This window comes from Listeria monocytogenes (assembly GCF_013282665.1).
In the GTDB taxonomy this organism is placed as follows: domain Bacteria; phylum Bacillota; class Bacilli; order Lactobacillales; family Listeriaceae; genus Listeria; species Listeria monocytogenes_C.
Window position 1 is genome coordinate 388,529 of the sequence record NZ_CP054041.1, and the last position, 25,337, is coordinate 413,865.

General features: G+C 37.1%; 24 protein-coding genes. All 24 read right to left on the bottom strand.

Features of this window, described 5'->3' with window-relative positions; all coding sequences use genetic code 11:
- Positions 1-211 precede the first annotated feature (211 nt).
- On the bottom strand, positions 212-478 hold the full coding sequence (locus HRK21_RS01945; protein WP_070006003.1) for a transposase: 267 nt from the start codon (positions 476-478) through the stop codon (positions 212-214).
- A 74-nt stretch (positions 479-552) separates the two neighbouring features.
- Positions 553-858: an LPXTG cell wall anchor domain-containing protein gene (locus HRK21_RS01950; protein WP_069887915.1), complete on the bottom strand. Its 306-nt coding sequence runs from the start codon at positions 856-858 to the stop codon at positions 553-555.
- Positions 859-885: 27 nt separating this feature from the next.
- The gene (locus tag HRK21_RS01955; RefSeq protein ID WP_070006004.1) at positions 886-1,371 is read right to left on the bottom strand and encodes a hypothetical protein; all 486 of its coding nucleotides are present in this window, start codon (positions 1,369-1,371) and stop codon (positions 886-888) included.
- Between the two features lie 19 nt (positions 1,372-1,390).
- On the bottom strand, positions 1,391-1,864 hold the full coding sequence (locus HRK21_RS01960; RefSeq protein ID WP_070006005.1) for a tRNA (uracil-5-)-methyltransferase: 474 nt from the start codon (positions 1,862-1,864) through the stop codon (positions 1,391-1,393).
- 65 nt (positions 1,865-1,929) lie between these two features.
- Positions 1,930-3,924: a BspA family leucine-rich repeat surface protein gene (locus HRK21_RS01965; RefSeq protein WP_070006006.1), complete on the bottom strand. Its 1,995-nt coding sequence runs from the start codon at positions 3,922-3,924 to the stop codon at positions 1,930-1,932.
- Between the two features lie 263 nt (positions 3,925-4,187).
- The gene (locus HRK21_RS01970) at positions 4,188-5,726 is read right to left on the bottom strand and encodes a helix-turn-helix domain-containing protein (protein ID WP_069887911.1); all 1,539 of its coding nucleotides are present in this window, start codon (positions 5,724-5,726) and stop codon (positions 4,188-4,190) included.
- Positions 5,727-5,746: 20 nt separating this feature from the next.
- The gene (locus HRK21_RS01975; RefSeq protein ID WP_069887910.1) at positions 5,747-6,526 is read right to left on the bottom strand and encodes a class I SAM-dependent methyltransferase; all 780 of its coding nucleotides are present in this window, start codon (positions 6,524-6,526) and stop codon (positions 5,747-5,749) included.
- 27 nt (positions 6,527-6,553) lie between these two features.
- Positions 6,554-7,147 carry a TetR/AcrR family transcriptional regulator gene (locus HRK21_RS01980; RefSeq protein ID WP_069887909.1) on the bottom strand — a complete coding sequence of 198 codons (594 nt, stop codon included), beginning with the start codon at positions 7,145-7,147 and terminating at the stop codon, positions 6,554-6,556.
- Between the two features lie 1,174 nt (positions 7,148-8,321).
- Positions 8,322-9,098: a YlmH family RNA-binding protein gene (locus tag HRK21_RS01985; RefSeq protein WP_003739405.1), complete on the bottom strand. Its 777-nt coding sequence runs from the start codon at positions 9,096-9,098 to the stop codon at positions 8,322-8,324.
- Between the two features lie 124 nt (positions 9,099-9,222).
- On the bottom strand, positions 9,223-9,513 hold the full coding sequence (locus HRK21_RS01990) for a YggT family protein (protein WP_003724066.1): 291 nt from the start codon (positions 9,511-9,513) through the stop codon (positions 9,223-9,225).
- 22 nt (positions 9,514-9,535) lie between these two features.
- Positions 9,536-9,994 carry a cell division protein SepF gene (locus HRK21_RS01995; RefSeq protein WP_003724067.1) on the bottom strand — a complete coding sequence of 153 codons (459 nt, stop codon included), beginning with the start codon at positions 9,992-9,994 and terminating at the stop codon, positions 9,536-9,538.
- A gap of 3 nt (positions 9,995-9,997) precedes the next feature.
- Positions 9,998-10,687 (bottom strand): YggS family pyridoxal phosphate-dependent enzyme, encoded by a 690-nt coding sequence (locus HRK21_RS02000; RefSeq protein WP_070006007.1) that lies wholly within the window; start codon positions 10,685-10,687, stop codon positions 9,998-10,000.
- Positions 10,688-10,806: 119 nt separating this feature from the next.
- A complete protein-coding gene (gene ftsZ / locus HRK21_RS02005) occupies positions 10,807-11,982 on the bottom strand; it encodes a cell division protein FtsZ (protein WP_003739407.1) in 1,176 nt (391 codons plus the stop codon).
- A gap of 66 nt (positions 11,983-12,048) precedes the next feature.
- Positions 12,049-13,329, bottom strand: coding sequence for a cell division protein FtsA (gene ftsA, locus HRK21_RS02010; protein WP_003728335.1), 1,281 nt, complete (start codon positions 13,327-13,329; stop codon positions 12,049-12,051).
- Between the two features lie 363 nt (positions 13,330-13,692).
- Positions 13,693-14,505: a cell division protein FtsQ/DivIB gene (locus HRK21_RS02015; protein WP_069887907.1), complete on the bottom strand. Its 813-nt coding sequence runs from the start codon at positions 14,503-14,505 to the stop codon at positions 13,693-13,695.
- A 22-nt stretch (positions 14,506-14,527) separates the two neighbouring features.
- Positions 14,528-15,619, bottom strand: coding sequence for an undecaprenyldiphospho-muramoylpentapeptide beta-N-acetylglucosaminyltransferase (gene murG, locus HRK21_RS02020; protein ID WP_070006008.1), 1,092 nt, complete (start codon positions 15,617-15,619; stop codon positions 14,528-14,530).
- A complete protein-coding gene (murD, locus tag HRK21_RS02025; RefSeq protein WP_070006009.1) occupies positions 15,616-16,983 on the bottom strand; it encodes a UDP-N-acetylmuramoyl-L-alanine--D-glutamate ligase in 1,368 nt (455 codons plus the stop codon). Before murD ends, murG begins: the two co-directional genes overlap by 4 nt.
- A gap of 141 nt (positions 16,984-17,124) precedes the next feature.
- The gene (mraY, locus tag HRK21_RS02030; protein WP_069891207.1) at positions 17,125-18,099 is read right to left on the bottom strand and encodes a phospho-N-acetylmuramoyl-pentapeptide-transferase; all 975 of its coding nucleotides are present in this window, start codon (positions 18,097-18,099) and stop codon (positions 17,125-17,127) included.
- A 46-nt stretch (positions 18,100-18,145) separates the two neighbouring features.
- Positions 18,146-19,621 carry a UDP-N-acetylmuramoyl-L-alanyl-D-glutamate--2,6-diaminopimelate ligase gene (locus HRK21_RS02035; RefSeq protein ID WP_003739412.1) on the bottom strand — a complete coding sequence of 492 codons (1,476 nt, stop codon included), beginning with the start codon at positions 19,619-19,621 and terminating at the stop codon, positions 18,146-18,148.
- 174 nt (positions 19,622-19,795) lie between these two features.
- Positions 19,796-22,051: a penicillin-binding protein gene (locus HRK21_RS02040; RefSeq protein ID WP_070006010.1), complete on the bottom strand. Its 2,256-nt coding sequence runs from the start codon at positions 22,049-22,051 to the stop codon at positions 19,796-19,798.
- Positions 22,048-22,410, bottom strand: coding sequence for a cell division protein FtsL (gene ftsL, locus HRK21_RS02045; protein WP_003739414.1), 363 nt, complete (start codon positions 22,408-22,410; stop codon positions 22,048-22,050). Before ftsL ends, HRK21_RS02040 begins: the two co-directional genes overlap by 4 nt.
- A 16-nt stretch (positions 22,411-22,426) precedes the next feature.
- The gene (gene rsmH, locus HRK21_RS02050) at positions 22,427-23,365 is read right to left on the bottom strand and encodes a 16S rRNA (cytosine(1402)-N(4))-methyltransferase RsmH (RefSeq protein WP_003739415.1); all 939 of its coding nucleotides are present in this window, start codon (positions 23,363-23,365) and stop codon (positions 22,427-22,429) included.
- A 12-nt stretch (positions 23,366-23,377) separates the two neighbouring features.
- Positions 23,378-23,809 carry a division/cell wall cluster transcriptional repressor MraZ gene (mraZ, locus tag HRK21_RS02055; protein WP_014093376.1) on the bottom strand — a complete coding sequence of 144 codons (432 nt, stop codon included), beginning with the start codon at positions 23,807-23,809 and terminating at the stop codon, positions 23,378-23,380.
- A 203-nt stretch (positions 23,810-24,012) separates the two neighbouring features.
- Positions 24,013-25,260 carry an MDR family MFS transporter gene (locus tag HRK21_RS02060; protein ID WP_070006011.1) on the bottom strand — a complete coding sequence of 416 codons (1,248 nt, stop codon included), beginning with the start codon at positions 25,258-25,260 and terminating at the stop codon, positions 24,013-24,015.
- Positions 25,261-25,337 lie beyond the last annotated feature (77 nt).

Genomic DNA, 25,337 nt, shown 5'->3' on the forward strand with positions numbered 1-25,337 from the left:
CTATTATGACTAAAAAGCAACTCTTTTCACAACCATTTAATATCGACCCTAACTATACATTGAAAAAAGTGTATTTACAACGATGCTTTCGTGTATATTTTGGGTATACCCTTTTTTTACATGAATCAGCTGTATCAAAATAAAAAAAGAGAAGATGAAAATATCATCCTCTCTCTTACTACCTATCAATCAATACTTAAAATCAACCCTCTCAAGGACTTTCCAACAGATTGATTGCTTCATTTAAAAACAAAATTTCTTCTTCTAATTTGTTTTTTTGTTGTTTTAATTCTCTTATCTGTAGGAAAGTCTTCACGTCTTTGGTTTCAAGTTTATCGGCATCATGTAACTTCATCCATTTGTAAAATTCGTAACGAGGAATACCATACTCCCTGCAGATAGACTGTATGGTAGACCCCCTAAAGTATAAAACCAGTAGGCTTTTTTGAATTTTTTCTTCATATTCAATTCGAGCCATACCTATCACTTCCTATCTAATACAGAAATTTTCTTTCCTTTTTTACTTGCTACATTACGATGCTGTCATAAGGGTTATTCTTTCTTCTTCCTCTTTCTTTGCATTATCAACCAAATAAGGACGAGCACTAAGCCCAACAAGGTATAGTTAGTTACTGTATCACCTGCTTTAGGTAACGTATGTTGTTTGTTATCCTTATCTGAAGAGGCTGCCAGTTCTTTTTTAGGGATCTCCTGTATGTTTTCTTCACTGGCATCCAAATCATCCTCTGAAATGAACACCTCAACCACTGTTTGACTAGCTTGAACTCGTTCAGGCGATAAGAGGAACATCCCACAAAAGCTGGTTAGTACCATTGCCAGAACTAATTTCCTTTTCAAGAAATGCACAACTCCTTTCGTAATTTCTTATTTAAAAGCAGCTGTAAAAGTTAACGTTGTTTGATATGCTCCAGCTTTTTTGTCTCCTTGAGGACTTCCAATTTGAATTTTACTTACTTCTGTTTCCTCCATCGCATAACCTGAAAAGCTTCCGATAACGGGATTAGCCATGGGTACTACACTATTATTACTTTTAAAACTACTAGTTATTACGTCCGAAGTAGCGCCAACCCGTTGTAATTCAATCTCTCCATCGGCTGATAATCCACTAGATAATGTCACCTCTACTTCTTTTCCTGGTTCTAAGTTACGATTGATTGTTTTCACAGACATTTCTGTGGCATTATCATTAGATAAATTTATTTTTTCTGGTACAACGAGGGTATAATCCCCTTCAACAGAATATTCCACTACTGTATTACCTTCTTTATCTGCAGCGTAGGCTGTCCCTCCGCTAAAAATTACCATACCCATTGCTGCTACACTTAACGTACTTAATACTAATTTATTCATAAAAAATTTCCTCCTTTGTCTAGACGACAACTAATTTTAAATTTATTTCAGACCCGTTTAAAGGTGACTGATCGTTTAAAGAAAAACATTCATATTTTAATACTGCATTTTCATATTCGCCTGCCGCTAACGTTTTTTCTAATTCAATGGAATACATACCTTTTCCCGGTTCGATTAAATCAGATATCCATAGAACCGAACCATCCGGATGAATAAGCGATATTTTGAAGTAACAATCATTAATTTCCGGGTTATGGAAATTCACTGCTTGTGTTGTTTCATTTGCATACAACGTCACTTTTTCAAACCCTGGAATGGCGATTGTATTTTCTTCTCCACTTGTATCCTCCTGTTTTTTCCCGTTCCAATCAACGGCAGAATGGTCTACATCCAACAGATTTATTTTATCCTTGAATAGAAAATAACTACTGATTCCAATAACACTTACTAGCAATAGTAGTAAGGATATAATCACTACTCTTTTCTTCTTCATAGGTAACCTCCAATTTATTAATAACCACAGGACTGTGACATAATCACTAGTCTGGCTAATTTACATCATTCATACTTAATCGAAAATACGACGTTCCCTGTATATTTTCCAGCCTGGATATTCTCTGGTGCTTCAATAGCCATGACTGCATCGCCTTCTGTTATTTCCGAGCCTGGAGCGAGGGTTAAAATCGCTTTTTCTGGATTAGTTTCGGAACCGTCCCAACTCAGTGGTGCCAAACATTGGACTGTTGTGTCTGCCGTATTGGCTAAAGTTAGCTCGTTGCTCTCAGAAACAGACGTTGCTGTTCGGTTTAATCCCACGGACAAAGTTTTACTTCCACGATTAATCCCTTCTACCTTCAATTCAGTAGCTTCATTTAAGGAAATAGACGCTGGAATAACCACCGTATAATTTTCTACCCATTTAGCGTAGAGGGTTGCTGAAACAGTTGCTGGTAAAGAAAAATCAAACTTATTAGTGAAGTTTCGATCAAGATACCACCCGTCAAAGTAATGTCCTTCTTTTACAGGAATCACTTCTTCCCAGTATTCCCCAGAAACTTTATTTTGTACTTTTTGTTCTTCCGCATCTTCAAATTCTCCACCCATCGCATCCATTGTTAGAGAAAGGAAAGCGCCTTTTCTGTAGCCTGTAGGTTCACTTTGATTTCGATGATATGTCTGTAGTTGCGAGAGATTCGAAAACTGTACCCAATTCTTTTCGTCATACCAGCTTGTATTTGCTAAGCCAGTAAAAGTACTTAAATTGTGACTGACAAACAAGTAGGTTAGGGAGGTGGTTTCCTTAAACATATCTGTCATGCTTGCTGCATCTGTAAAATTATTTAAATATAAAGATTTTAACGCTGTACAATTTTCAAAAATGTTGTTCATCTTAGTCACTGAACTGGTATTAAAGTTACTTAAATCAAGCTCTTTGAGACCAGTGCACCAAAAAAACATGTAGCGCATGTCAATCACTGAACTCGTATCCCAATTACTTAAATCAAGCTCTTCAAGACTATTACAGCCACCAAACATGGACTGCAAAGTAGTAACTGAACTGGTATCAAAATTACTTACATCTAACTCTTCAAGACTATTACAATCACTAAACATGTTATGCATATTAGTCACTGAACTGGTATCAAAATGACTCACATCCAATTTCTCAAGTAATTCGCAGTACTGAAACATGTACTGCATATTAGTCACCGAACTGGTATCAAAATGACTTACATCTAGCTCCTCAAGTGCTCTACAGCCTTGAAACATTCCCCTCATATTAGTAACTGAACTCGTATCAAAATTACTTACATCCAGTTTTTCAAGGCCAACCGGGCCAGCAAATACGAACTCCATATCAGTGACGGAACTTGTATTGAGTCCACTTACATCAAGCTCACTAAGTTTAGAACATGAGGCAAACATTTTCTTCATATTTGTTAGAGAAGGTGTCTCCGGATAATAATTATCTCTGATTATCACTTTTCCAAGCGCTAATTGACCTTCAAATGCGGATCTAAAAGACGTCACTCCAGACAAATTACACTGTTCAATCCTCACACTTTCAAGTACTGTGAAAACATTACTTATAAAATACGATTCAAAACTTCCTGTCAGAGTAGCTTCTTCAATCTCTATATGTTTTATACTTTTTAAATAACTATTCCAAGCGGTTGGTCTACTGCTTGGCACGTTGCCAAACATACGCAAGCTATATTCACCGTTCACAGTATTGCGATAAATCGTCCAGTAAGCACCTGAGCTTACCACTGTTAAATCCGAATCATCCGAATCAGCAACAGACTGCTCTCGAACATCTGGATTTTCTATCAATTCATCCGTAGTTGGGATTTCTTCTAGTTGCTCCACCTCTGCTGGTTTCTCTTGCGCAACTTCTTCTGCAATGATATTAGAGGTATCCAGAGAACCCAACTCCTCTTCTGGAAGCATATTCGTTGTATCCCTTTCTTGTGCGATAGAAACATTAGCGCTCCCCAGTGCAATAAAAAGCACTGAAATAATAAGGACGACTCGCATGGAAAACTTCTTCATCAGCTCCCCTCCTTCTTCCGTAATTAATTTCTAGATGCCAAACTTTCTAGCTGCAACTTAATTATACAGGAGTCGAGGAGTATTTCTGGCCATAAAATTTTAACTTCTTAAAATTTTACGGCTTAGTAGGTGTGTTTACTTTTTTCATTAGTATTGCACAAGTAAAAAATAGAAATAAAAAAATCCGAGTAACGATCATTACTCGGACAAGACTTTGGTTTTCCATTTAAACATTTTCCATATCCATTCCAACAAGTATTTCCCTAATCTTTTTTATTAGCAATAAATTTTTTTCTCGCTATTTTCGCTAAATTATCATTAATTTTGACATAATCAGATTCTAGCCATCTAGTATTTACATAGATTATTGGCTGATTGATACGTAAAGAGGTCAATACTTCTGGAGATACGGAAAAATCGCTTATATATAAATCCACCACCGGATCGACTTGATTAATTATTTCCAGATTGTAGTAACTAGAAAAATACCTCATAAAATCAAATACGGCTGTTTCATTAGATATGGTCGATAAAATAGTTACTTTAATAGGCAACGTGTGTATAGAAAAATCAATCCGCTTATCCAAAATGATCAGATAATCTGAAGTAAGTCTTTCTTCAAACGGTTTTAATGGATCCATTTCTTTTAAATTTACTAATTGACTAATCAATGGTTCTAGGTGATTTACTTTATGGATTTTTCTTATATTTCGATCAAGATCTGTATACCCTGGCACAATATTATTGAACTTATTGATTAAATTATCAAGTAAGAAATATCTATAATTTATACTCGCAAAGGAGTAACGGAGCAATTCCATCTCTTTTTCTGAAAATGGAATGGAGAGATTATCATTTACTTGTTCACTGGCATAATCAACTAGTTTCATGAAGCCCATTTCTTCTAACTGTTCATCCATGTAGAAAAAGGAAGGCGTTTTTTCAATCGAAGAATAACTACCGAAAGCAACAATGGTACTCAGTATGATTTGCGTCGTGTAGGTCATTTCTTTATAGTTCCTATTAGGAAGTTGTTTCGCTACCTTTTTAATGAACGCACTCTCTGATTTCTTAGACTCCTCGGTGCAAGCCTTATATAGGGCCACTTTAAACTGCCTAGTTGTATCAATTTGACAATTCATTCTATCTCGTAATAAATGCATAGCGACATAATAGTGAATCATCATCGCCTTATCTATTGAGTTTGCTCTATAAATTTCTTTTGGGCAACTCTCTAATATGTCGGTGATTTCATCATATCGAATAAAAGAAAAGGGCCAACGATCCCCACTATATGCGACTAAAAAGAGGAAGGTATAGAATATTCTTAATGAAAATTCGTCCCCCGTTATTTCTACCTGACTTCCTGTAGAAATAGATAAATTCCGTTCCTTTAGCTCTTCATTCAATTCTTTTATTTCTTTCTTTATCCCAGAATAAGAAACATGTACTTCGTTTGCCAATACTTGTAAGTTAGGGAAGGAAGACAGCAACAAAGTTTCGAGAATTTGAAATTTGGGTGACTCTCTAATATAGGCGTTGATAATGAGTTGAATACTACAATTATCCGATATCTTTAAGGTATAGGACAAATTTGGCGCGGAGTGAACAATAGAAAACGCTTTGTATCCAAATCGTTCAATATCAAAATTAATTGTTTTAATCGTAGAAATGAGGGTCGGATACGTAATGTTCAACTCATTTAATAGTTCCTCTTGTGTACTTGTATGATTTTCCGCATAAAAAATCTTCTCAAGAAGCGCTACCTTTTTTTGGCTTTTTGAATCTAAATATTCTCTCATTAAAACACTTCCTTTGAATGTTACTTTTTATGTAAAATCCATGTAACAGCAATAAGATGTTCCTCTAAGTCATCGTATTCGCTCCATTGGCTCTTAAGGTATCCTTCAAAAAGGGCTTTTTTCTCTGGATATTGTTGAATTAATTCATTGGCTCTTGTTAATAAGTGTTGCTTTTCTAGTTCAAAATCCACTTCTGCTGTTCCCTCTAGCTCTTCCACCAATTGTAATTGATTCTGTTCAAATAAATTCAGCCATTCGTTTCGAGTGAGATATTCATAATTTTGATACTTCACCTGGTTATTGCGCGCTAATTCAGGCACATATGCTTCATCTATAATAATATAACCGCCTTCTTTAACAGTTCCCTGCAATTTTTCCAACGTTTCTGCTGGATTTCCAAGTATATCTGCTGCTGCACCAAATATAACGGCATCATAATTTTTTTCGTTTTGAACCGATTTATTTACATCTCCTACTTCAAATTGGCACAGTGACTCTACTTGTGCTTCTTTCGCTTTGCATTTGGCTTCTTCTATAAATGCCGGAATTAAATCTATTCCTTTGACAGGGTTTCCTAGTTCCTTAGCGATACCAATGGAAACAGCGCCTTTTCCGCAAGCTAAATCCAAAAAATTACTTTCAGCTGATAACGGCATATGTTGCTTAATTAAATAAGTAATATCTTTCGGACTACTACCCAATTCAAAAAAATCTTGTAAAAAATACGGAATAAACGGTAATATTTCTATTGATTGAGAAGTGAGTGACGCAGCAAGCTTTCGTTCGGTTTCTTTATTCATTTATTTACCCTCCTAAAATATTTTTCGTTAGCACTGGGTCTGTTTTTCTACATAATCAGCTATAGAATTTATTAATATATCCAAAGTCTCTTCTTTCGCTTTTTTGGCAGTTTCTACATAACTCCTTGTCGCAGTGTAAGTCAAACAATCCAGTAACATCACTAAAGCCTCCCATTGAGCTCTCGTAAAATCGATATATGTCATGGCAGTTTCCAGGACTTCACTTGTCATTCTTTCTTCTCTTTCCGTATATGTTGGAGGGAGTTTTTGGAGTATTGCGTGGAAATCTTCCGGTGAAAAGTAGTTGTTTATACTCTTTTCCGAAAGATAGACTTCTTTCAAAAAACGAGTCATCTTGCTTTTTAACGAACCTTTCTCCTCCATAATTTTTTTAAATGCCTCTAATTGTGCTTGATAGGAATATTCCACAACCTCAAATAGGCATGCTTCTTTGGAGGGAAAACACATATAGAATTTCCTCTTTCCAATCCTAGCTGCTCGAGTAATATCCTCCACAGTAAAATCTTGAATTCCTTTTTTTATATAAATTAAATGGCTTGTATGTTCGATAATGAGGTTTTTAGTTTGTTGACGCTCATATCCCGTAACGAGTTTTGGCATTTTGCTCCTCCTTGAAAAATTTCTTGCATATCGCTTTTAATGGAACTATTTATTAATTTCCAGTTCTACAAAAACACCTTAAACTAAATATTTAACAATGTCAAATGAGATGAAATGGATTTTCCACAGTTCTTATATCGAATACGTTTACTAATAGTTTAGTATTAGATTTGAAAAAAATATTTTATCAGGTATATCTTATCTTTTACATTTTTCCAATCTTACATAACCGCTCCCATCGATGAAGCAAGTAAGATTCAAAGTAAACCAAGAAAAAAGAGAAGACAACAATTTGTCTTCTCTCTTAGAACGCCAATATTTCACGCTATTTCTATGAATTTGACTCAATGTCATTGAGTTAGATTCATGGTTATTTGTTTTTTTAACCAATTAGAACTTTTCACAGATTTATATACTGAATTTTCTGGAAATCAGGACATTCCACCCTTCCCACTGGTATAGAAGAGCAGTTAAATTGTTACATTACATAAAAGGATTGGTGCTTATCAAAAAATTTCTGGAAAATGCGACAAATCAACCCTCTTAACTATATCTATTTATACATTTAACGAAGCGTGGGAAGATTCATGAAAATAATCCTAGATTTTTATCTAGAGAGTTATTGTCTTTAGCTATTGAATACGCAGTATATTGGCTTATTTTAAATAATCACATCTATATATTGATCACTATAGTTAGCTTTATTGTTGGTTGTTTAGTAGGAACTTTGGATAAAAAATAATTTTAGTACATAATCATAGCATTTGCTCTTTTTTCAAAAGAGTTTCATTGCTATACTAAATGAGTAAGCAAGTTTATGGTGGTGGCTAGCTCCTTCAACAAGAAAGAGTGATGCCTATGAATATTTTTATTAGGATTTCCTGGAAAGGATAACCCATGATCGTTTATTTTTACTGTTCAATAGCAACACTAGAGTTGCTATTGAACAGTAAAAATAACAAAAAAATAACCACTTGTAAACTTTTGGCGAAGTTAGTGGTTATCTTATAACTATTTAGCTAGTGGCCACCTTAAATGGGCTTATACTTGAGAGTCATCTTAGCGCATGACTCTCTTTTCATATTTAATAATAACATAAGACCATTTGACAACATATGACATTAGGTACTAATCATTACTATATCTGAAACGAAAGCATTAGCTGCTTTCGTTTTTATTTTAAATAACCAATTTCGATCCGAATTTTGTCTTTTTTCGTTCTACCGCCAGTTGATAGTACTTTTACCCGACCATACCCGCGAGCAGACAATACATCTTCTTCTTCACATTCAAAATCCGGGTTTTCCACTGTTTTCCAGTTGACTTTCACTAGTCCAGCAGTAACCAATTGTTTCGCCTTTTGTCTAGAAATATGATGCGCATTACTAATGATTACGTCGAGTCGCATACTAGAAACAGTTAAGCCCATTTCTTCCCAAACGACCGGGGCATAAACAGCATTAGCTAAATCCGTTTCCTCTAACATCACATTTACTTTCCCTATTTTTTCAAGTTGTAACGTTAAATAATCCTTCATTGCACTTTCTACTAATAACTGCCATTCGGTACCATTATTTAAAATATCTCCAAAAATATCGCGCTTCATTCCAAGCGACATTAGTGTCCCAAGGATTTTTTGATGTGTGAGAGTCGTGAATTTTACCGGGTAGCGTATATGGAATAAAGCAATCTCAAAATCCGCTTCTGTCGGCGTATAATAATCTGGATAAATCAGTGCGCGCCGTCGTTCCGCGTGCGCCACTCCACCAAAAAACTGTACATTGATCTCATCATAACCACCGATAACTGTTTCGGTAATAAAACGCTGCCTCGGATCCAAGAAATCCGTAAGTTGTGGCGTGTATTCATTCTCAACTTGCATCGTAATCCCTAAAATCTTATCAATAAATGCGTATTCTTCTGCGCGAAAATGTTGATAAATTCCATCCATCCTAATTTCTCCCTTTCAATCCGTTCGAAGTCTTTAGCCCTATTATACCACGAAAACAACTGCTACTAGGCTAATCTTGCTTATTAATAAAAAAAGCCACCCATTTTGAAAACGGGCGCGCTTTTTAAAATAACATTGGAATGACATATACTTGAATTAAACCTGTTAAAACTCTCATCGCATATTGGAAAATGAAATAAGCCACAAGGGACGAAATATCAAACATACCAATCGGCGGAATAATCCTTCTAAAAGGCTCTAAAATCGGTTCAAAAATACGTGCTAAAAATTGGCCGATTTTTGATTCTCTTGCACCGGGAAACCAGCTCATCAAGAAATAAATAAACATGAGTGTTGGCAACCATCTGATAATAAACAAAATGATTTCCACCACTTGATATAAAATACTTTGCAATCTAGCTCACACCTCTACTTCATCACATAAAGTTTTGTTCATCAAGCATTTCGGAAATAGAGCCATCCACTTCCACATTGTCTGGAGTACATAAGAAAATATTATTGCCAACGCGTTGAATATCTCCACCTAATGCATATACTGTTCCGCTCAAGAAATCGACAATACGTGTCGCTTGATCATGGCTAATACGTTGCAAGTTTACAACAACCGATTTATATTCTTTCAAATAATCCGCAAGTTCTTGTGCCTCTGCATAAACACGCGGTTCAGCAAGTACCATACGACTAGAAAACTGAGCTCCCTGCATACTAACCACCTTCGCATCATCTTCTTCTACTGCATAAAAACGATTTTTATTTGGTTTTTCTTTCTTCGTTTTCTTTTGCATAGGTTCTGGTTCCCTCGCTACTTCCTCTTCATAATATTCCTCTTCTTCATCTAAGAAAAAGAATGACTTAAATTTATTCGATAGTCCCATTTGTTACACCTCCATATTATCGTCACTCACCAAAGCTCTTCCTACTCGTATAAATGTTGCACCTTCTGTAATTGCTATTCCATAATCATTCGTCATCCCCATGGATAACTCTGTACACGAAATATTGTTTAACTGAAGCGCATGAATTTCTTGCTGCAATTGCTTTAACTCATGAAATACGTGATGCAGCTCTATGTCGCTATTTGTAATAGGTGCCATTGTCATTAAACCAACAATCTCAATAAACGTAAAATTCGCTTCTTGTAAAAAAGGTAGCGCCTCTTCTTTTGAAAAACCATGTTTGCTTTCCTCACCAGAAATATTCACTTGAAGGAAACATTTTACTGGTTTAGTAGCTCGCTTTTCGATTTCCTGTGCTAGCGATAATCGGTCAAGCGAATGCAAATAATCGATTTTTGGTAAAACATCTTTTACTTTACGTGTTTGCAAAGAACCAATGTAATGCCAACAAATGTCTTCTTTATCTGCAAGTGCTACTGTTTTTTCTTGAAAAACATCTGCACGATTTTCACCAAAGTGACGGATACCTAAATCATAAAGCTCTGTGATTCCAGCAGCATCAATTGTTTTTGTCACAGCTACTAACGTTACATCCTTCGCCTGACGATTACTCTCTTCACAGGCACGCTCTATTTGTGCCGTTACTTTTTGTAAATTAGCTTGTTTTGTCATTTTTTAATCACCTTATATAATTCCCGAAGCGCTTTATTTAAAACGTTTCTTGTTATAATCAGATACCCGGTCACTTGGCAATATTTCAAAAGTGGCCGGGTGAAATTGTGTTATAAGTATTATCCGCGACGGTTACGGTTACGGATAAATGCTGGTACATCAACATCTGAACTATTTTGTTGTGGTTCAGCTTGTTGTTCATGAACTGGTGCATTTGCTTGTTGTGGCGCATTTTGTGCGTAATCATTTTGTTGTTCTTCTTGTACAGCATAATTAGGACGATTTACTTGGATAGATTGATTTGGACGGCGATTTGCTTGCGCTTGTTGTTGCGCTTGCTTTTCTTCATCAAAACCTGTTGCAATAACCGTTACAATCAACTCATCTTTTAATTCGTCATTAATAACAGAACCGAAAATCATGTTTACATCTTCATCAGATGCACTTGATACGATTTCTGCTGCTTCTTGTACTTCATAAAGGCTTAGGTTAGATCCGCCTGTAATATTCATTAGGACCCCTTTTGCTCCGTCAACGGAAGTTTCAAGAAGTGGAGACGAAATTGCTTTTTTCGCAGCTTCAGCAGCACGGTTTTCACCAGTTGCAATACCGATTCCCATAAGGGCAGAACCACGATTAGTCATAATTGTTTTTACATCGGCAAAGTCTAAGTTAATTAAACCAGGTACGGCAATCAAATCAGAAATACCTTGTACACCTTGACGTAAAACATTATCTGCTTCACGGAAAGCTTCAAGCATTGGGGTATTTTTATCCACAATTTGAAGTAGACGGTCGTTAGGGATAACAATTAACGTATCTACCGCTTCTTTCATTGCTTCTGTTCCAGTTAAGGCTTGTTTCGTACGTTTTGGTCCTTCAAAACCAAACGGTCGAGTAACAACACCTACAGTTAGAGCGCCCATTTCTTTTGCGATTTGAGCGATAACAGGTGCAGCACCAGTTCCAGTTCCGCCGCCCATTCCAGCAGTCACGAATACCATATCAGAGCCTTTTAAAGCTTCTTCAATTTGTTCGCGGCTTTCTTCTGCAGCTTTTTTACCAATTTCAGGTACAGCTCCTGCGCCTAAACCACGCGTTAATTTTGTACCGATTTGTAATTTTGTTTCTGCTTTTGCTAAGTTAAGTGCTTGAGCGTCTGTATTAACGGAGATAAATTCTACTCCTTGAACACCATGCTCAATCATACGGTTTACAGCGTTGTTACCGCCACCGCCAACACCGATTACTTTAATTGTTGCCAAACTTTCTGAACTAGTGTCAAATTCTAACATATTATTGCCTCCTATTTGCCGATTTATACGATACGATTTTCTTGCTAGACTATCAGCTATTCGCTTTTATTCAAAAAATGCGCCGAAAAAATTCTTCATTTTCGTTGATACTTTTTCGTCATCTGATTTCTTTTGTTTTGGTTTAGGTTGCTTTTGTTTTGGTGCTTCATCATCGTAACGAGGTTCGCTTGCCGAACTGCTTACGTCGCGTCCTTCTAATTCAGCCATTTGGTAAGCGTATTTAATTAAACCTACTGCAGTTGTAAAGGAAGGTTCCCGAACACCAATATAATCCGGAATGGCTAGTCTAACGTGCGCTGCTAAGGTTTTTCCAGCCAAATCAATTGCGCCTGGAATAGCCATCGAGCCACCAGTTAGTACATAACCTCCTGGAAGATGCGTTTTACCGACACGAGTAAGTTCTTCCACTACTAATTGGAAAATTTCTTCCATACGCGCTTCGATAATATCTGCTACTTCTACTTGTGTAAAATGTTGTTTTTGGTCACTACCGATAACATCAATAGCAAAAACTTCATCTGGAGAAGCATCATCATAAAATGCATAGCCATGATCCAATTTAACGCGATCGGCATTTGCAGTAGATGTGTTAAGTCCAAGCGATAAATCTTTCGTAATATTATCTCCACCAACTGGAATAACACCAGTATAAGTTAGCCGTCCTTGTTCAAACACGCTAACAGTTGTAGTTCCTGCACCAACATTCACGAGTGCTGTTCCAAATTCTTTATCATCTTCTGATAAGGAAATGGATGCCTCCGCAAGTGGTTGTAAAGCAATATCAGAAATTTCAAGTCCTGCACGTTCCACACAACGTAATGTATTATGTAAAATTGTTTTTGAACCAGTGATTAAAGTGCCTTCCATTTCTAGACGTACACCAATCATTCCACGCGGATCAGTAATTCCAGTTAAGCCATCTACAACAAATTGATCTGGAATAGTGTTAATAATTTCTCTTTCAGGAGATAGAGGAACAACCTGAGCTGCATCCATTACATTCCAGACATCTTCATCTGTAATTTCGCGATTTTCGCTACCTACTGCCACAATTCCTCGGCAAGCTTCTAAATGCACTTGACTCGATACTACCCCAACTATTACTTGAGAAATTTCAACGCCAACCATTCTCTCTGCTTGTTCAATTGCCTTTTTAATGGATTCTACAGTCTTGTCTATGTCGATAATAATCCCTTTTTTAATTCCGGAAGATTCGACATTCCCAACACCGATAATATTGAGTCTATCGTCAGCCATTTCTGCGATGATTACTTTGACAGAAGCTGTTCCAATGTCTAAACTTACATAAATTTCGCTATCACCCATTTATCGGCACCTCCTTTTATTCTAGTCATTTAACATGTATTTATTTCTTTTTTTATACCGAGCAAAAGCCGGTTTTTTAACTTTCTTGAAAAGCTATGAAATTTCTTTATTTTTATGGCGTCAGTGTAGAATGATTGCCCATTCTGCCTAACATACAAAATCACTTATTTACAGTCTACACTAAGAAAGAAGGTAATAAAAGCACAAAGAGCATTTTTTGGCAAATTCTTAAGATATTTTTTTCATTTTATTCAAAAAGCGAACAAGTGTTGGTATCTCTTAGCTCAAGGTCATCCTTTTGTTACCTTTTTGAAACAACTGTTATCTATAAATTTGCCAAAAGTTGACGAGAAGAAAAAAATATTATTCATTTGTTTCTTTCTTCTCTTTAGCTGCTTCTTCGGCTGCTTTTTTCTCGGCATTCTGTTGGTAATAACTTTGGAAATAAGAACCTACTTCAATATCGATAACACCTTTTTGGCCCTTAGCAAGTTGAGCGACAATGGCTGGATAATGTTGCATCTTCTCGGCAAAGGTACTAATATCTGCTGAGACCTGATTACCATCATTCATATATAATTCAATATGATTTTGGTCACTTTTTGTTGGGCTATAAATCACTTCCGATATGGAACTAACGACGTCTTTTGGCAGTTTATTAATTTGCGCTACCATTTTTTCAAGTGTTTTTCCATTTTTAAAATTTTGGAATAGCAAATCGTTGCCGATTGGAAATTGTCTCGGTTGATCTGTTAGCATAATTCCACTTTCCAGTACATCGTAGTATTTCCCATCTTCTTGTTGGTAGCCTATCGTTTTAAATTCGGTGATGTTGATTTGAACATCATTTAAACCTTCTTTAGACACAGTAGCGTCTTTAATCAGGGTATTTTTTTTAAGCCTATCTTCGGTTTTTCCATTTCTTATACCGAGGACAAACTCCCCAACTTCAAGTCCACTTTCTTTTCGTACTTCATTTTCAGTAAGTTGTTTATTACCGCTTACTGCAATTTTATCCAACTTACTGAGTGGTGAAAGGAAATAAAGCGTAATGGCGATCAAAATCACAAAAATTCCGATTAAAATGGCTAAGTGTCGTATTAATTTTTTTTGGCGGTATTTTTTAAGTTCTGGTATGCGATTTTCAATTGAAATTACTCGTTTATTTTCAGCCATTTTATTCGCTCCTTTCTGCAATCTACTTCATAATGCTAAGAACTGCTTCTACTAATTTCGATGCAGCATCTGGACGACCCATTTGTTTAGCGCTGAGCTTCATACCATTTAGTTTTGTTTCGTCATTCAAAATCGAATCAACCGTCGTCATTAAATCCGTATTTTTTAATTCTGCTTCTGTTATTACAATTGCAGCATTATTTTTTTCTAAAGCGCGAGCGTTGTTTTCTTGGTGATTTGCTGTCACGTAGGGACTAGGTATCAAAATACTCGGAACCCCAAGCGCTGTCAGTTCTGCTAGTGTTGTCGCTCCAGCTCTTGAAACTACTAAGGTCACAGCGTTTAAAATTTTGGGCATATCATAAATAAATGGTTGAACGCTAATATGATTACCTAAATTTAACTCCGCCAAAGAATCTTTTATTTTTTCATAGTGGACATCCCCAGTTACATAAAGTAGCTGAAAATCACGATTATTCCATGCTGGCAAAATAGCTTCTACCGCTTCATTCACGCCGCGAGCCCCTCTGCTGCCTCCAAAAACAAGTACAGTTGGCTTTCCTGAAACCAGTCCGTAAGCTTCCAGTGCACCTTCTGAGTCTACACCTACCACTTCAGAAGCACGTGGATTACCAGTAAAAACAATTTTTTCCGATGCAAAAGAATCACTTACTTCTTCAAAACAAATAGCTACTTTATCTGTGTAACGACTTAAAAATTTATTCGTTAATCCAGCCACACTATTTTGTTCATGAATTAAAGTAGGAATTTTTAGTTTTGCGGCTGCGTAAACCACCGGGCCACAAACATAGCCCCCTGTTCCGATAACGACATCCGGTTTGAAATCGCGCAAAATTTGTTTACTTTTTTTCGCGCCGCTCAGAAAACGCATTACTGTTTTAATATTTTCTAATGATAATGAACGTTTGAATCCAGTAATTTCAATTGCTTCAAACGGAATACCTTCCCGTTTAACAATTCCAGCTTCTAAACCTTTTTCTGTTCCGATATATAAGAATTCTGCTTCAGGATGAACTTTTTTTAATTCTCTGATGAGGGCAAGCGCTGGATAAACATGTCCACCAGTACCGCCACCACTTATTGCTACTTTCATTTTTCCACCTCTTCTATTAGCTCAGCGATTGCGTCCATATATGCATTCCCACGAACTTCGAATGTTCGGTATTGATCCCAACTCGCACATGCTGGTGAAAGTAAGATAATATCTCCTGGTGCTGATTCGCGGTATGCCACTGGAACGGCTGCCTCGACATTATCCACATAATTTACATCAATCCCAGCAATTTTCCCAACGCGACCGATTTTATCAGCTGTTTCGCCAAAGACGATTAACGCTTTTACATTTTTGAAAAATGGTAGTAATTCGTCAAATGAGTTACCACGGTCTAAACCACCAGCTAGTAACACAACTGGATTTTTAAACCCTTTTAATGCACTTTGAGTTGCAAGAATATTCGTTGCTTTCGAATCGTTATAGAATTTACGACCTTGCCATTCTACAACAAATTGTGTCCGGTGCTCTACGCCTTTAAACGTTTCTAGCACATGCATAATCTCTTCATTAGTAACGCCTAATGTTTTCGCCACTGCCACGGAAGCAAGTACGTTTTCTAAGTTGTGTTCTCCTGGAAGTAGAATATTATCACGTGCACCAATCACTTCATCATTGAACATAATATTGCCATTTTGCACATAACTACCTTGACCAAGACGTTGTGTTGTTGAAAACGGGATAACTTGTGCTTTTGTTTGCTTTGTTAGGTTTTTAAGCTCTTCCTGATCCCAATTAATGACCAGGAAATCATCTGCTGTTTGATTTTTTTGGATATGCCATTTTGCCTGAACATATTCACTACGATCTGTATGATAATCTAAATGTGCTTCATAAATATTCGTGATGACAGAAATATGTGGTTTAAATGTTTCTACTCCCATTAATTGGAACGAAGATAGCTCCATCGAAATATATTGATCACTGGTCGCATTTTCTGCAACTGCGGATGCCGGAAAACCGATGTTTCCTGCGAGTAAAGAACTATTTTCTTTGTGCGCATTTAACATATGGTGGATAATTGTTGTCGTTGTTGTTTTACCATTTGTTCCTGTAATACCAACAATTGGCGCTTCAGATATTTGATAAGCTAATTCCACTTCTGTAATGACTGGAATTTTAAGTTTTAACGCTTTTTCAATCATTGGGTTGTTGTAAGGAATTCCAGGATTTTTTATGACAAGCTCAAATCCTTCATCCAAAAGTTCAATTGGGTGCGAACCGCAAATGACTTTGATGCCTTGCTCAAGTAACCCTTGTGCTTCTGGATTCTCGCTAAAAGGCTTTTGATCGTTAACTGTGACAAACGCTCCCAGTTTGTGCATAATTGTTGCCGCGCTAACACCACTTCTTGCAAGACCCAAGACAAGTACTTTTTTGTGATGGTACATTTCAATTTTTTTCATTTCCTTTGGTTCCCCCATTTATATCAAAATTGGCGGTCGAATTTATGATTTTCACAAAAACGACGGAAAGCGCCAACCAGATTCTGTAAAAAAACAGCTAACTAGAGACGCTTTTGCCGCAAAAAGATTACGGCGCATTATTTAAAAAATGACTACACAGACAGAAATAATTGCTCCGATTAATCCGATTCCCCAGAACGTTAAAACAACACGCCATTCTGACCAGCCACCAAGTTCAAAGTGATGATGAATTGGTGTCATACGGAAAATCCGTTTCCCTCCAGTTGCCTTAAAATAAAATACTTGCAATATAACAGATGCTGTTTCAATAACGAAAATAATTCCGATTAAAAGTAACAGCCATTCTTGATGAACTAAAATAGAAATTGCAGCGATACTTCCGCCGAGTGCAAGCGAACCAGTATCTCCCATGAAGATTTTCGCTGGATTTTTATTAAATAGTAGAAATCCAAGCATACCGCCCACAATCGCAAAACAGAAAATCGCAACATCCATTTGTTCTTGATAAAATGCGATGACACCAAAAGCAGAAAATGCAATGACAGAAAGCCCAGAAACAAGGCCATCTAAACCATCAGTTAAATTAACTGCATTGGAGAAACCAACTAACCAGAACAAAATAAAGATAACAAAGAACCAGCCAAGGTCTACTTCTATATTCGTAAATGGAATATTAAGCGTCTCAGCAAAACCATTAAAATGATATACCAGATAGAATAAAATCGAAATCGCCACTTGCCCTAAAAACTTCTGTTTGGAAGTCAGGCCTAGATTACGTTTTTGAACTACTTTGATATAATCGTCCAGAAAACCTAATGCGCCAAATAATGCCAGCGCGATAAATAGTAGCCACGTAGCCGCACTAACTTCACCACTGATGAAAGAAAAGACCAAGAAGCTAATAAGCATAGCGGTAATGAAAACAACAGCACCCATTGTCGGTGTTCCTGATTTCTTTTCATGCATTTTCGGACCTTCATCTCTAATACTTTGGCCGAATTTTAATTTCACCAAAAATGGTATAAATAGTGGGACACCTATCACCGTAATGATAAAAGCCACTGCAAATGTTGATACTAACATGTATAAAGACACAATAAATTCTCCCCAATCTGTTTGTCAAAGCACTTCACTTCATATTTTATGCGAGTCCGAGTTTTTTTTCAATAGCTATTCGAGCTTCTACGCGATCATCGAAATCGATAACCTCATCACCAATCAATTGATAATCTTCATGACCTTTTCCAGCAATTAGAATAACATCCCCTGCTTCTGCTTCATTTACTGCAAAACGAATCGCATCTCGGCGGTTTTCGTGAACAACATAAGAATCACTCTCTGGAACACCTTGAATCATATCTTCAATAATCGCATGTGGATTTTCACTACGCGGATTATCTGATGTAAAAATAGGGTTTGTCGAATAATCTACAGCAATTTTCGCCATTTGTGGTCGTTTCCCTTTATCACGGTCACCACCACAGCCAACAACGACAAAAACACGTTTTTCTGCAAATTCAGCAATTGTTTCTAGCACATTTAACAAGCCATCCGGTGTGTGGGCATAATCAACAATGACAGGAAATGCTTGCCCTGCATTAACGAGTTCAAAACGGCCTTTGACACCTGGAATAGTCTCTAGCGTCGCAATGGCTTTTTCAATCGGAATATGTAGTGCGAAACTAGTTGCAATCGCAGCTAAAACGTTATAAACACTAAAATTACCAATCATTTTTATTTTTACGGTATATTCACCAACCGGTGTCGCTAAATCAAAGGTGGAACCATGGCTTGTGATTTGGATGTTACTTGCTTTAAAATCCGCTTGCTGTTTAATTCCGAAAGTAATAACGTGCGCAGCGGTCGCTGTTTGCATACGCACACTTTCTGCATCATCTGCATTTAATACAGCCATTTTTGGATTACTTGTATGGTAGCTATTGCCCAGTTGCGCAAACAGCAAACTTTTCGCATTAGCATATTCATCCATTGTGTGGTGATAATCTAGATGGTCTTGAGATAAATTCATAAATACAGCAACATCATAATCTGACCCGTATACGCGACCTTGAACAAGTGCGTGCGAGGATACTTCCATCACAGCAGTACTCACGCCACTAAGTAGCATGTCGCGGAATGTTTCTTGTAAGGTGAGGCTATCTGGTGTTGTATTTTTTGTTTCTAAAATTTGGTCGCCAATTTTGCGATACATTGTGCCAATAAGACCCGTTTGCTCCCCATTTTCGCGCACGATTTGTTCGACTAAGTGGCTCACGGTCGTCTTACCATTCGTCCCAGTAATCCCAACGAGTTTTAATGCTTGGGTTGGTGAACCATAAAAATAATCGGCTAGCATCGCCATAGCGCGTTTGGAATCTCTTACATAAATGACAGGAATCGATACATCTAATTGATTTTCCGCGATAATTGCTACAGCTCCGAGTTCTACTGCACGTGACGCAAATTGATGTCCATCCACTAATTCTCCGTCTATACAAATAAACAATGTCCCAGGTTTTACTTTTCTACTATCTTGGGCGATATGGCTAATTTCGATTGTTTCACTTGCCTCGCCAGTATAAACCGGGATAGCTTGCATTAGTTCATTTAACTTCATTCTTGCCATCTCCTCAAACTTATTCTTCCTGTTATTTTTGCTAAAACCAAAAAGAATCCTTTTCTATCTTAGCAAAAACAACAAACTATATCTACCACGACAAAAGACACAGATTGCATTTAAAGTTAGAAGTATGCCACTTTGTAAAGCTGACATACTTCTATCTTCCTATTATTAATTGAGCAAATCACCGATACCGGCATTCTCTTGGATGTCAGTTGCTTTTTTATTTTTTTCTGCCGTATCTTGATCATGATTTTGATTAAAATCACCAATTTCTTCTGGCGGAGCGAGAGTTAGTTTCATTTTCGTTTCACTATTAATCACGCTACCCGCAGAAACGCTCTGGCTCTTCACATAACCACTTCCAGTAAATTCAAATGGAATGCCGGTTATTTCAGAAACTTTCAGTGCATCATCTTTCGACCAAGTTACCATGTCAGGCGCAGTCATGTCTCCATCTGTCATTAAAATAACTTTTTGTCCTTGCAGGATTTCGGTGTTTGCTTGTGGCAGTTGTTGGACAATTTTTTTGCCGTTACCGACAACGATTGGTTCCAATCCTTTATCTTGCACTGCTTTTTTAGCTTCATCTACTGTTTTACCTGCTAAAACTGGTACTTTTTCAGAAGCCAGTTTTTCTACCTCGCCTGGTTTGATGTTCATATATTGTAGGCTATTCTTCATGACAGGGTTAAAAACTTCTGATACTGCTTCGCCGCCTGTTTGGCTACCAGATAATTGTGGTTGTTGCATCGTTACGTAAATAACTAACTCTGGATTATCCGCTGGTGCCATTCCTAAGAAGGAAAATATATAATTATCTGCGCCAGTCATGTATTTACCTGTTTTTGGATCTGGAATTTGTGATGTACCGGTTTTGCCTGCTACATCGTATCCAGGAATCGCATATAATTTACCTGTACCATTTTGTCCGCTAATAACGTTTTTTAATTCGTCACGTGTTTTCTTAGCGGTTTCGGCACTAATTGGTTTACCAGCGATTTTTGTTTTAGTATCCGTTGTTTCACCTGTGTTTGGATCTTTAACACTTGAAACAACATAAGGTTCTTTCATCGTGCCATCACTTGCGATAGCTGACGCTGCTTGAATCATTTGCATCATTGAAACGGTTGTTCCTTGTCCGAAAACAGTTGTAACTTTTTCAATTGGATAGTTATATAGAATCTTTCCATTAGTTTCATTCGGTAAAGCAATACCGGTTTTCTTCCCAAAGCCAAACTTGTCTAAATATGTTTTAAATGTATCAGTTCCCATTTTGTTTAAAAGTTTGGCAAATGCAACGTTACTAGAGCGCTCCACACCTTCGCGGTACGTAATAGAACCCCAACCATTTCCGTTGTTATGGTCATGAATTGCGATATCGCCAACTCTATAAGAACCAGATTGATAGTAATCATTCGGATTATAGACATTTGTATCAATCGCAGAAGCAAGGGAGATGATTTTCATTACCGATCCTGGCTCATAAGCGTACTCAACAGGCAAATCTTGCCAAATACTAGAACTATTTCCAGTAATAGTAGACCGATCAGCTGGATTAAAAGAAGGACGTTGACTAATAGCTAAAATTTCGCCTGTTTTTGGATCAGCTACAACAGCCATCATGTTTTTTGGTTTGTATTTTGCATCAACTGTGGTCATCGTGTCTTCTAAAAAGGTTTGAATTTTTTTATCTAACGTCAGCGTAATATCTTTGCCATCTTTTGCTTCGGTTACTTTATTTTTAGAATTAGGCAAAATATAGCCCATTCTGTCTGTACTGTAATCAATCTTACCGTTTTTACCTGTTAAAATATCGTTATAACGGGACTCGATACCCATTTTACCTTCTAAAATTGTAGTATTCTTCTCTTCTTCTTGTTGCGCAAAACCAATTAGTTGTGTCGCGAATGTTCCATTAGGATAAAAACGTTCTGATTGGCGAGTAAATTCAATGCCTGGTAATTTTTCTTTGTCGATTTTTGCCTTTGTTTCTGTAGAAATATTTTTCCCAGCGGAACCGAATTCGACTTGATATTTTCCTTTTTCGTTCAGTTTATCAAGAATATCAGATTCATCCATAGGAATATATTTAGCAAGAACTTGCGCCGTTTTTTCTTCATTAACGACACGCATTGGATTTTTCGTTGTTTTGGAAAGTTTGTCACTAACAACCGCTGCAATCGTGTAAGAAGCCGTATCCTCCGCTAACACTTCTCCTTTACGATCTAATATGGAGCCGCGCTTTGCTTCGAGAACACTGCTTTTTAAATGTTGTTTGGATGCTTTTGCTGCAAGAGGTACCCCATTTGCTTCTCCCGTAATTTGCAAATAAAGAAAACGGCCAGAAACCAAGAGAAAGAGAATTGTGAAAAAGATAAAAAGCACAAGAGCTCCCCTTCTCATGTTACCTATACGCCGTTTCATTGACCATCTACCACTTTCACATTATCGCCATCAAGTTTTAACCCTTTTTCTTTAGCGATTTTTAAAATACGTTCATATCTCCCTAGATCTTTTACTTCTACTTTTAAGTCTTCATTTGATTTTTGTTGTTCGAGAATTTTGGTTTCTTTTGTTTGAATTTCTTGGTTCACTGTGTAAATTTGGGCTTGTACGCTAATTATACGAAAAGCAATAACTAAAACAATCGCAAGCGCAATCGTGATGATTACTTTTTCTCCAAGTGTCATTTGACCACGTTTTAGGATTTGTTTTTTAGGTTGTTCCGCTTCCCTATGTACTCTATTTGGCTCGAGATTCGATTTATAGGCGACATTGCTCACTTTTTTTCAACTCCTGCTATTTCATAATTTTTTCGATTACGCGTAATTTTGCAGAACGCGCTCGGTTATTTTGTTCCAGTTCTTCTTCACTTGGTACGATTGGTTTTCTTGTCGCAAGTTTGAAATCTGGTTTATATTCATCTGGAATGACAGGAAGACCTGGTGGTAAATCTGGTCCTTTTGTCGCTTCTTGGAATAATTGCTTCGTTATGCGGTCTTCTAAAGAATGAAACGTAATTACGCTAATTCTGCCGCCTGGTTTTAATAAAGTTAAGGCTTTTTCAAGCGAATCTTCTACTGCACCGAGTTCGTCGTTAACGGCAATTCGGATGGCTTGAAAAGTGCGTTTCCCTGGATGTCCGCCTTTTCTTCTTGCTGGCGCCGGGATAGCTGTTTTGATGATGTCTACTAGTTCGCCGGTTGTTTCAATTGGCTTTACTTCACGACGACGTTCGATTTCACGAGCGATTTGTTTAGAAAACTTTTCTTCGCCGTATTGGAAAAAGATACGAATTAAATCTTGGTAAGACCATTCATTGACAACTGTTTTTGCCGTCAATTCTTGCTCTTGGTCCATCCGCATATCTAGTGCTGCATCTTGATGGTAGCTAAAACCACGTTCTCTCTCGTCTAATTGAGGGGAAGAAACGCCTAGATCATACAAAATCCCATCAACCGCTTCGATACCACGCTCATTTAATGCTTCTTTCATATCGCGAAAATTGGCTTTAATAAAAGTCACTTTGTCGCTATAATCAGCTAATTTTATTTTTGCGTTATCAATTGCTGTTTGATCTTGGTCAAATGCAAATAAATGCCCTTTTTCATTAAGCTTATTTAGTAAATACTCGGAGTGACCTGCGCCGCCAAGTGTTGCGTCGACATAGATTCCGTCTGGTTTTACTTCAAGCATATCGACTGTTTCATGTAGTAGTACGGTTTCGTGTTTAAACATGCGTTTACCCCCTTAAATATCAAAGCCAATCATATTTTCGGCTAAATCAGCAAAAGATTCTTCTGCCTCGTTAAAGACATCTTCCCACTCTGATTTACTCCAAATTTCAATACGACTAGAAACCCCGATAATAACTGTTTCTTTTTCCAAATCCGCATACTGTAGTAAGTTGGATGGAATATTAATCCGGCCTTGTTTGTCTAGTTCACATTCAGACGCACCGGAAAAGAAGAAACGTGTAAAGGAACGAGCATCTTTCTTAGTAAGTGGTAAGGTTTGGAGCTTTTCTTCAAGCTTTTTCCATTCCTCTTGTGGATAAGCAAATAAACACTTATCAAGTCCTCGGGTTATAACAAAATTATCCCCCAAAAGCTCACGGAATTTAGCTGGCACAATTAATCTGCCCTTTATATCGATGTTATGTTGATATTCTCCCATGAACATTAGACTTCACCCACTTTCATACATACCACTTTACCACATCTCCCCACTTCGCACCACCCAAAACTAAAAAAAGTGCAAAAAAAAATCATTCCAGCCAAAGCATAGAATGATTAAACCTTTATTTAAAGCCATTTACAGCTATTTCTATTCTTAAAAAACAATGTGGGGGTCGGTGGAGGGATTCCCCACTTTGAACCAAAAAATCATTTTGCTAATACTTTTTCCCAACCTGATTTTAAAGCTAAGGCCGAAAACACGATACTTAAAATTCCAAGAATAATCGTAAAAACACCCATTCCATATTTGCCAATAAAAGGTGCGAATACAAGACTTACCGAGCCAATCATTTTACCGATTTGGAAAATAATACCATTAAATGCCATGTATGCACCCCTTCTATCATCATCCACAATTGCTGCTAAAATCGTTTGACGGGTCGGAACATAGAGCAATTCACCTATGGAAAGTACCACCGTTGCTAGAAGTAATACAGCTAAACTATTCGCAAAAGCGCAAACAGCGAACCCGAGTGCAAATAAAGTAAATCCTACATACATAATAGGTTGTTGCGCCCTTTTCGTCACAAACCTCGCAATTGGGACAGTAAAAAGCACAATACATAGCGTATTTACTGCTGTTAGCACACTCACTATTTGAACCCCGTTGAGGGAAATATCCCCGAGTGGACCTAAATTTACAAGTAACGCTTTTACATCTTCTGCTAAACGCACAGAAATATAATTACTTCGTTGAAACTCAATTGACATGATTGCAATTCCACCAATAGTATATAGAAGAAAGCGATAATCATGTAATACTTGTCCGTAGTTTTTAAACATCTTCATTAATCCGTACGTTCCTTTTTGTGATATTGTCTTCTGCTGCAAAGTCTCTGAAATCAAACTTATTGTAAGCCACGCTGTAACAAAAGACATGAAGAACAGGACAACTAGTAGCGGAAACAGGTAGTCTACAAAAAACCATCCTCCTACCATAATTCCAATTAGCATAGATAAATTATTTGCCCAGTAACTAACAGAATACATAAACGACCGATTCTCCGGTGTACTTACATCGATTAACATCGCTTCTCCGGCCGGATTAATTAACCCTTGGGCCACACCAATAACGAGCAACATCACGAATGTTATCCACGGCGAATGAAACATAGGCGAATTGCAAATCACCATCCCCAGAAACGCAAACACCTTAAGCAACTCCCCCGTGACCATTAACTTCTTGCGACCTATAAAGTCTGCTAAATGCCCACCATACATACCAGCAAGAAATTGTGCAAACACATTCATCATCAAGAGAATCCCAGCAATACTACTATTAATCTCCATTGAAAAATAAATCGCCATAAAAGGAAAAATCATCGAACCGATTACTTTACTCAAAAACTGAATTAATATCCGTGCACGAATATTTGGATGCAACTCTCTAAACATGATATTCCCTCCATTTGCAATTTTTCTGACTTCTCTGTTAGTATAAAAGGGATACACGAATATAAAAAGGGTATTCA